Origin of the sequence: Bradyrhizobium sp. SZCCHNR1098, assembly GCF_032489375.1 — a bacterium.
GTDB lineage: Bacteria > Pseudomonadota > Alphaproteobacteria > Rhizobiales > Xanthobacteraceae > Bradyrhizobium.
This window is the reverse complement of sequence record NZ_JAUEXY010000012.1, coordinates 251005-258307: the sequence shown is the minus strand read 5'-3', so window position 1 is coordinate 258307 and position 7303 is coordinate 251005. Positions and strand designations below refer to the sequence as shown.

Annotated in this window: 8 protein-coding genes; 3 read left to right on the top strand and 5 right to left on the bottom strand. The window is 64.5% G+C overall.

Going from position 1 to position 7303, the window contains the following annotated elements:
• The first annotated feature begins 265 nt into the window (after positions 1-265).
• Positions 266-592, top strand: coding sequence for a hypothetical protein (locus QX135_RS24835; RefSeq protein WP_315775518.1), 327 nt, complete (start codon positions 266-268; stop codon positions 590-592).
• A gap of 438 nt (positions 593-1030) precedes the next feature.
• On the opposite strand, the gene QX135_RS24830 is transcribed toward QX135_RS24835, so the two are convergent.
• From QX135_RS24830 to QX135_RS24815, 4 genes are all read right to left on the bottom strand, one after another.
• Positions 1031-1510: a DUF3237 domain-containing protein gene (locus tag QX135_RS24830; protein WP_316177320.1), complete on the bottom strand. Its 480-nt coding sequence runs from the start codon at positions 1508-1510 to the stop codon at positions 1031-1033.
• Positions 1510-2829 carry a TRAP transporter permease gene (locus tag QX135_RS24825; protein ID WP_315734739.1) on the bottom strand — a complete coding sequence of 440 codons (1320 nt, stop codon included), beginning with the start codon at positions 2827-2829 and terminating at the stop codon, positions 1510-1512. The genes QX135_RS24830 and QX135_RS24825 overlap by 1 nt, the downstream gene beginning before the upstream one ends.
• 6 nt (positions 2830-2835) lie before the next feature.
• Positions 2836-3345: a TRAP transporter small permease gene (locus QX135_RS24820; RefSeq protein ID WP_315753543.1), complete on the bottom strand. Its 510-nt coding sequence runs from the start codon at positions 3343-3345 to the stop codon at positions 2836-2838.
• A gap of 220 nt (positions 3346-3565) precedes the next feature.
• The gene (locus QX135_RS24815; protein ID WP_316177322.1) at positions 3566-4582 is read right to left on the bottom strand and encodes a TRAP transporter substrate-binding protein; all 1017 of its coding nucleotides are present in this window, start codon (positions 4580-4582) and stop codon (positions 3566-3568) included.
• A 411-nt stretch (positions 4583-4993) separates the two neighbouring features.
• Here QX135_RS24815 and QX135_RS24810 point away from each other — a divergent pair, with 411 nt between their 5' ends.
• The gene (locus QX135_RS24810; protein ID WP_316177324.1) at positions 4994-5407 is read left to right on the top strand and encodes a PaaI family thioesterase; all 414 of its coding nucleotides are present in this window, start codon (positions 4994-4996) and stop codon (positions 5405-5407) included.
• 222 nt (positions 5408-5629) lie between these two features.
• Here the strand turns inward: QX135_RS24810 and QX135_RS24805 are convergent, their stop codons facing one another.
• A complete protein-coding gene (locus QX135_RS24805; RefSeq protein ID WP_315797102.1) occupies positions 5630-6514 on the bottom strand; it encodes a LysR family transcriptional regulator in 885 nt (294 codons plus the stop codon).
• Positions 6515-6634: 120 nt separating this feature from the next.
• On the opposite strand from QX135_RS24805, the gene QX135_RS24800 reads away from it, so the two are divergent.
• Positions 6635-7267, top strand: a complete 633-nt coding sequence (locus tag QX135_RS24800; protein ID WP_315772639.1) for a pyridoxamine 5'-phosphate oxidase family protein — start codon at positions 6635-6637, stop codon at positions 7265-7267.
• Positions 7268-7303: the final 36 nt, after the last annotated feature.

Below are 7303 nucleotides of genomic sequence, written 5' to 3'. Positions count from 1 at the left end.
ACATGATCGCGGCCACCGCTCCCCGCCCCGCGTGTCGTGACGATCGCGCGCTACGCCCCTCGGCTTGGGACGGGATGCCGGTAAAGAACCATAATTTCCGATAAAGCGCAAGATATTTATTTTTATCAGAATATGCTGGGAGGATGCCGCTTAGGCCGAAGCCCCCGGGGGCGACATCCGAGATGAACGGCCAACAACATTGCATTCAGGCTGGCTTCAAAGCCCGCGATGTAGAACGTCCCTACACTTCCCAATGGAGGGGACCATGGTTTCGCTGAAGACATCTCTCGCAGGCGGCGTCGCCGCGCTCGCTGTGACCGCAACCCTGTTCGCCGCGCCGGCGCCCGCTCAAGCCCATGACGGCCGCAATGCGGCGTTGATCGGCGGCCTGGTGGCCGGAGCCCTCATCGGCGGCGCGCTGGCGTCGGAAGCGCAAGCGTATGAGGCGGCGCCGGTCTACCGCTCCCACTACCGCGACGCCACGTATGACGGCTACGGCTACGAGCGCTACCGTTACGTGCCGGCTCACCGCTATCGCGATTGCGACCACGGCGGCTACGGCCGGGTTTCGGATTGGGACGACGAGGATTAGTCGTACGTCTGCCCGGGATCCGGGCGTCCCGATTTTCTTGCTCGACGCCATGGCTTCCGGACGGCGCCACCACTAGCTGCGCTGTCGTTCCGGGTCGGCGCCTCGACCGCGCTGCGCGCCGCCGAGGCTTACCCGGGACGACAATGGTGTATGAGGCGAGAGCCCGCGGCCACAGATTCCGGTGTCGTCCCTGCGAACGCAGGGACCCATAACCACCGGCTTCGATGGGACGATGACTGGCAGTCATGCCTCACCGATCGATTCCGCGGTATGGATCCCTGCGTTCGCAGGGACGACAGCGGTGGTTGCAGCAACAGCTGGCGCCGCACCGTCATTGCGAGCGACGCGAAGCAATCCAGACTGCCTGCGAGGAGATACTCTGGATTGCTTCGTCGCTCTGCTCCTCACTATGACGAAGCGTGACGCAAGCCGCCCGGCCTACAGCACCACGTGCACGTCGATGACGACGCGATCGGCATGCCGGGCGGCGGAGCCTATGAAGACGTGCTCCATCAGCCAGCGATACTTCTCGTGGCCGGTCTCGAAGCGCGGGTGGGTGCGGAAGTAGATCAGCCTGGGGTCCACGGGCTCGCCGCGCTTGAGCTTCTGCAGGAGGTCGACCGGCCCGAAGCGGATGCCGCGGTTCTCGACATAGATGGTCGCGCCGTCATCGGTCTCGAAGCCGTACTTCGCTTCGAGATCGATCAGCTCGTTGGGACGGATGATCTGGAAGTCGGCGCCGAAGTTGCAGATCTTGCCGCTGATGCCTTCGCCCCCGAGGCCCGGCCCCTTCACCTCGCCGCCATGGATCGGGATGATCCGGCGCACGCCGATGCCGGTCTCGCCGGCGGAGGTCACCTCGCCGATCATGACGGTGAGGGTGAAGACGTAGCGGGTATCGAGGATGGGCGTCGTCATCAGCGGTTCATCATCTGTTGCGGCAGCCAGGTGGCGAGCAGCGGAAAGGCGATCAGGATCACCAGCCGGATCAGGTCGGTCGCGACGAACGGCAGCACGCCCTTGAAGATCGTCGAGAACGACACGTCCTTCACCACGCTCTTGATGACGAAGACGTTCATGCCGACCGGCGGATGGATCAGGCCGAGCTCGACCGTCATCACGATGATGACGCCGAACCAGATCGGATCGAAGCCGAGATGGGAGATGACGGGGAAGATGATCGGCACGGTCAGGATGATCATCGCCATCGCGTCCATCAGGCAGCCGAGGACGAGATACATCACCATGATCAGCGCCAGCACCCCGTAGGGCCCGAGGCCTAGACCGGTGAGGAATTCGGTCACCTTCTGCGGCGTCTGCGTCACCGTCAGGAAGTAGCCGAAGATCAAGGCGCCGATCAGCACGGTGAACACCGCGGCCGCGGTGCGCGTCGCCTGCAGCAGCGAGGCCAGGATCTTGTCCTTGTTCAGCCGTCCCGTGAACACGCCAATCAGGAACGCGCCGGTGGCGCCGACGCCGCCGGCCTCGGTCGGCGTGAAGCGCGGCAGGAACGGAAGACCATAGAGGCCGCCGATCACGAACAGGAACAGCAGCATCGGCGCCCAGATGCCCTTGAGGCCCTTGATACGCTCGCTCCAGGGCAGCGCCTCGCCCTTGGGCAGGAAATCCGGCCGGACGCGGCCGATCACCGTGATGGTGATCATGTACATGGTCATGGCGAGCAGGCCGGGAATGATGCCGGCGATGAACAGCTTGCCGATGTCCTGCTCGGTGATGATGCCGTAGACCGCGAGCACGGTGGAGGGCGGCAGCATCGCGCCGAGCGTGCCGCCGGCGGCGATGACGCCGGTGGCGAAGGATTGCGGATAGCCGAAGCGGCGCATCTCCGGATAGGCTACGGCCGAGAACGTCGCGGCGGTCGCCACCGACGAGCCGCAGATCGCGGCGAAGCCGCCGCAGGCCGCGACCGTGGCGATGCCGAGCCCGCCGCGCAGATGGCCGACGAAGCCGTTGGCGGCGCGGAACAGCTCGCGGCTCATGCCGGAGTTGGACACGAACGTCCCCATCAGCAGGAACATCGGGATCACGCCGAACGTGTAGTCCGTGACCGTGCGCATCGAGGTCTGGCCGACCAGCTTCAACGCCGCCGTGCCGTTGACGAGATAGGCGAAGCCGGACACGCCGACGAGCCCCATCGCCATGCCCACCGGCACGCGCAGCAGCATCAGCGCAAACAGCGCAACGAAGCCGATGACGGCAACCGCATCCGTGCTCATGCGGCGCTACTCCGTGGGCTTGACTTGAGGGTCATGAATCTCCTCGGGGTGGAAAATCAGGCGATAGGTCCGGATGGCGATCAAGAGCACCGCCGAAACATCGCCGATCCAGGCGATGGCGAAGAACGGCCAGGTCGGCATGTGCAGATCGAAGGTGAGAACGTTGTCCTCATAGGTGCCGCGCACCTTGTCGAACAGGGTCCAGGTCTGCACCGTGACGACGAACAGCAGCACCAGCGTTGCGAAGATGTCGATCCAGCGCTGATAGCGCGGGCCGACATTGCCCCAGATGAGATCCACGGTGATGTGGGTGCCGCGGTACGATGTCGCGGCAATGCCCCAGAAGATCAGGATGCCGAGCAGCATCCGCCCGATGTCGAAGGAATCGGGGATCGAATAGTTCAGCGTGTTGCGGAGCAGCACCGACAGGAAGATGTCGAGCGCGACGATGCCGACGAAGAACGCGGCGATCCACTCGATCCCGTCGATGATCCGGTCCATGAAGGCGCGCTGCATGGCGTCCCCGTTTGATCTTAGTCGTAAACCTGAAGATTGAGCGCGAGCTGTTGCTCAGCAGGCGGTGGGCCCCCTCGCCCCGCTCTTGTCCGCCGTAGCTCGAAGAGCGAAGGCGGATGCGGGGAGAGGGTTGGGGTGAGGAGCGCGCATCGAGGGCGCGCCCGTTGCCGCATCCATCGGAATGAGGCGGGAGGCGCGGCATCTGCGATGATCGCGATCGCTACTGCGCCAGCGCCTTGTACTTGGCGAGCGAGGCCTTCAGCTCGGTCATGGCGGCCTCGGCGTCGACGCCGGTCTTCTTGACGCCATCGGCCCAGGTCTTGAACAGCGGCTCGGAGGCCTTTTTCCACGAAGCGGTCTGCTCCGGCGACAGCTTGTAGACCTCCTGGCCGGACTCGGCCTTGATCTTGTCGACGCCGGCGTCCTCGAACTTGCCCCAGGGCTCGCCGACCTTGCCGGCAGCTTCCGTGTTGCAATTGTCGTCGATCGCCTTCTTCTGCGTCGCCGACATCTGGTTGTACTTGTCCTTGTTCATGACGAAGACGAAGGTCGTCACGTAGAACGGCGCATCCATGTGGTACTTCGTGACCTTGTCGACGCCGAACAGCACCAGCGAGCCCGCCGGAAAGGTGACGCCATCAGCGACGCCGCGCTCGATGATGTCGCGCACTTCCGGTGCCGACGACTGCACGTTGGTGCCGCCGAGCAGGGTGACGAAATTGGCGATCGTGGCATCGGCCGGGCGGATCTTCATGCCCTTGACGTCGTCGGGCACGACGACCTTCTTGGTGCGGGTGTGGAAAGCCGACGGCGTGTGGACGAAGGCGAGGCAGTACTTGACGTCCTTCATCTCCTTCTCGGCATATTTGCGATACCACGCGTCCAAACCTTCCGAGCCGCCCTTGGCGTCAGAAATCAGGAACGGCAACTCGCCGGCGCCGATGATCGGGAAACGGCCTGGCTGATAGCCGGGATTCACATAAGTGACATCAGCGATGCCGTCGCGCGCCATGTCGTAATGATCGAAGGCCTTGCCGAGCTGCTGGGCCGGGAACACTTTGCCCTTGATGGTGCCACCCGAGGCCTTCTCCACCGACGCCGCCCAATCCTCCAGCGCCTTCTGCAGCGGATGGCTCGCCGGCACCCAGTGCGAGATCTTCAATTCGAATGTCTTGTCCTGCGCGAGCGCGGGGGTCACACCGGCGGCCAGAGCCAACGCCAGAAGCGTCTTCCTCATCGGGATCGTCTCCTCCATCAGTGGGCCTTCGAGGGCCCTTTGCTTCATTGTTATAGCATATAAGCATCATTGCAAGCGCGGCGGCAGGTTGGCCACCAGTGCACGCGCCAAGCGGAGCCTATCGCGCCCGCCAGCGCAAGTCTGGCAGACGAAAGTTGCAGGCACATGGCCATTTCATTAACACGTTAAGGATCTCGCCTGCACCCGAAATTGCACGGCGGGAGCATCGCACCACGAAATTGCCGCAGGGCCGCACCGGACACCCGGCGACATCGCGCGCGGCCCATCCCGTGCATCCGATGCGCAACGTGTCAAACGCCCGCGCAAAAAACGTTTGAAACTTTGTAGGCGGTGCAAAATCCGCGCTGATGTCGTTGACTGCGGACATCGCCAGCAACGATCGAGACACGCATGAGCAGCGTCCCCGCCGGATTCGAACCGCATTTCCGCAAGAGCCCGTTCACCGATCCCTGGGAGCCGCTCTACGCCAAGAAAACCGACAAGGCCGTCATCCTCGGCCTGCGGCTCGCCACGCCGCACACCAATTCGCGCGGGCTGATCCATGGCGGGCTGATCGCATCGCTGGCCGACAATGCGATGGGCTATAGCTGCGCCCAGGCGCTTGGCTGGGAGGCGTCGCTGGTGACGATCAACCTCGCGGTGGACTACATCGGCAGCGCCGGGACCGGACAGTGGCTCAGCGTCGAGAGCGACGTCATCAAGAGCGGACGCACCGTCTGCTTCGTCCAGAGCCTGGTGCTGGCCGACGACGCCGTGATCGCGCGTGCGAACGCGACCTTCCGGGTGGTGCCGAAGAAGGAGTGATCGAAACCGCCGGGCCTTCGCATCAAGACCAGTGTCGCACCAAGGTCGGCGCAATCGCATCCACTCGTCATTCCGGGGCAATCGGCAACGCGCATCTGCGCGTTGTCGATTGAACCCGGAATCTCGAGATGATGAAGAACAGAGGCAAGACAACATCGGGATTCCGGGTTCAAGGCCTTCGGCCTTGCCCCGGAATGACGGGGTGTGGCGTTGTAGTCGCTTTCAGCCGAAGCGCCAGTCGCAGGTTGCGGTGATCAGGTCGATGAAGGCGCGCACTTTGGCGGAGAGAAGGCGGGAGCTCGGGAACACGATGTGGATCGGGAGTGGCGGCGGCTCGTATTTCGCCAGCACCCGCTTGAGGCGGCCGCCGCGCAGCGTGTCCGCTGCCTGATAGGCCATCACCCGTGTCACGCCGCCGCCCGCCTCGGCATATTGGATCGCGGCGTCGGCATTGTTGGTGACGAGCCGCGGGCTGACCGCAATCCGCAGCTCCCTGCCGTCCTTGACGAAGCGCCATTCGTCGGACGGGCCGAACTGGATGGTCTGGTGCTTCGCCAGCGCCTCGGGCATCCGCGGCTCACCATGGACCTTGAAGTAGGCGGGAGCGCCGACCACGATCCGGCGCATGCTGCCGACCTGGCGGGCCACGAGCGACGAATCGCCGAGATGGCCGATACGAACGGCACAGTCGACGCCGTCCTCCACCAGATTGATCTGGCGGTCCTCGAGGCGCAGCTCGGCCGCGACCTCGGCATAGCGGCTCAGATACGCAGCCATGATAGGACCGACATGGAGCCGGCCGAAGCCGACGGGCGCCGAGACCACCAACCGCCCCACCGGCTGCAGGCGCTCGCTCTCCGCGGCGCGCTCCGCCTCTGCCAGATCGGCCAGAATGCGGCCAGCGCGTTCGAGATAGCGTCGTCCGGAATCGGTCAGCGTCACCGAGCGCGTCGTCCGTTGGAGCAGGCGGACGCCAAGGTGCGATTCGAGCGCGGCGACCAAACGGGTGACCGCCGATGGCGACAGCTTGAGCCGGCGCGCCGCCGGCGCGAAGCCATTCAGCTCGGCGACGGTGACGAAAGCCTGCATGGCGTCGATGCGGTCCATGGGATTATTGCAACATCTGCAACGATCCAATGTCAACTGGCCAGATTATTTCCCGGGGGGATTGGGACCATATTGACGGGATGGCGGCAGTCACTGCCGCAGCGACAAGGAGTCATTGCGATGACCCAGACATCCATCGAGGCACCGGGCGATGTCATGTTCTCACCCGCCGTGAAGGCGATCCAGACGCGCAAGGGGTCGCGCGAGAGCTACGCGCATGTGGAGCAGAGCCGCGGCTTTCGCCACGCGGTCGACGCCGATCTCGCCGGCCGCCTCGCCGAGGCCACGAGCTTCTATCTCGCGACCGCCTCGGCCGACGGCCAGCCCTACATCCAGCACCGCGGCGGACCGAAGGGCTTTCTCAAGGTGCTGGACAGCCACACGCTGGCCTTCGCCGACTTCAGCGGCAACCGGCAATATATCACCCAGGGCAATCTGTCGGAGAACCCGCACGCCTACATCTTCATCATGGACTACGCGCATCGCCGCCGGGTGAAGATCTGGGGGACGGCGCGGGTGGTGGAGGACGATGCCGCGCTGACGGCCTCGCTGATGCCGAGGGGCTACAAGGCGCGGCCCGAGCACGTCATCCTGTTCACGATCAGCGCGTGGGACACCAACTGCCCGCAGCACATCCCGCAGAAGTTCGACGCGGCCGACGTCGCGGAAGCGCTGGCGGTTCGCGATGCTCGCATCGCGGAGCTCGAGGCCGAGCTGGCGAAGTTGAAGGGCGAGAGCAAGCCCTCCGCCTAGGTCCTGCGCGCTGCGGGCCGCGCCTTTCGCTTGTTA

Excerpts from the sequence above, each read along its gene's own strand:
- QX135_RS24805 (WP_315797102.1), bottom strand. The coding sequence starts at position 6,514 with ATGGACCGCATCGACGCCATGCAGGCTTTCGTCACCGTCGCCGAGCTG.
- QX135_RS24830 (WP_316177320.1), bottom strand. The coding sequence starts at position 1,510 with ATGACGACGCCCATCCTCGATACCCGCTACGTCTTCACCCTCACCGTC.
- QX135_RS24810 (WP_316177324.1), top strand. The coding sequence starts at position 4,994 with ATGAGCAGCGTCCCCGCCGGATTCGAACCGCATTTCCGCAAGAGCCCG.
- QX135_RS24800 (WP_315772639.1), top strand. The coding sequence starts at position 6,635 with ATGACCCAGACATCCATCGAGGCACCGGGCGATGTCATGTTCTCACCC.
- QX135_RS24815 (WP_316177322.1), bottom strand. The coding sequence starts at position 4,582 with ATGAGGAAGACGCTTCTGGCGTTGGCTCTGGCCGCCGGTGTGACCCCC.
- QX135_RS24835 (WP_315775518.1), top strand. The coding sequence starts at position 266 with ATGGTTTCGCTGAAGACATCTCTCGCAGGCGGCGTCGCCGCGCTCGCT.
- QX135_RS24825 (WP_315734739.1), bottom strand. The coding sequence starts at position 2,829 with ATGAGCACGGATGCGGTTGCCGTCATCGGCTTCGTTGCGCTGTTTGCG.
- QX135_RS24820 (WP_315753543.1), bottom strand. The coding sequence starts at position 3,345 with ATGCAGCGCGCCTTCATGGACCGGATCATCGACGGGATCGAGTGGATC.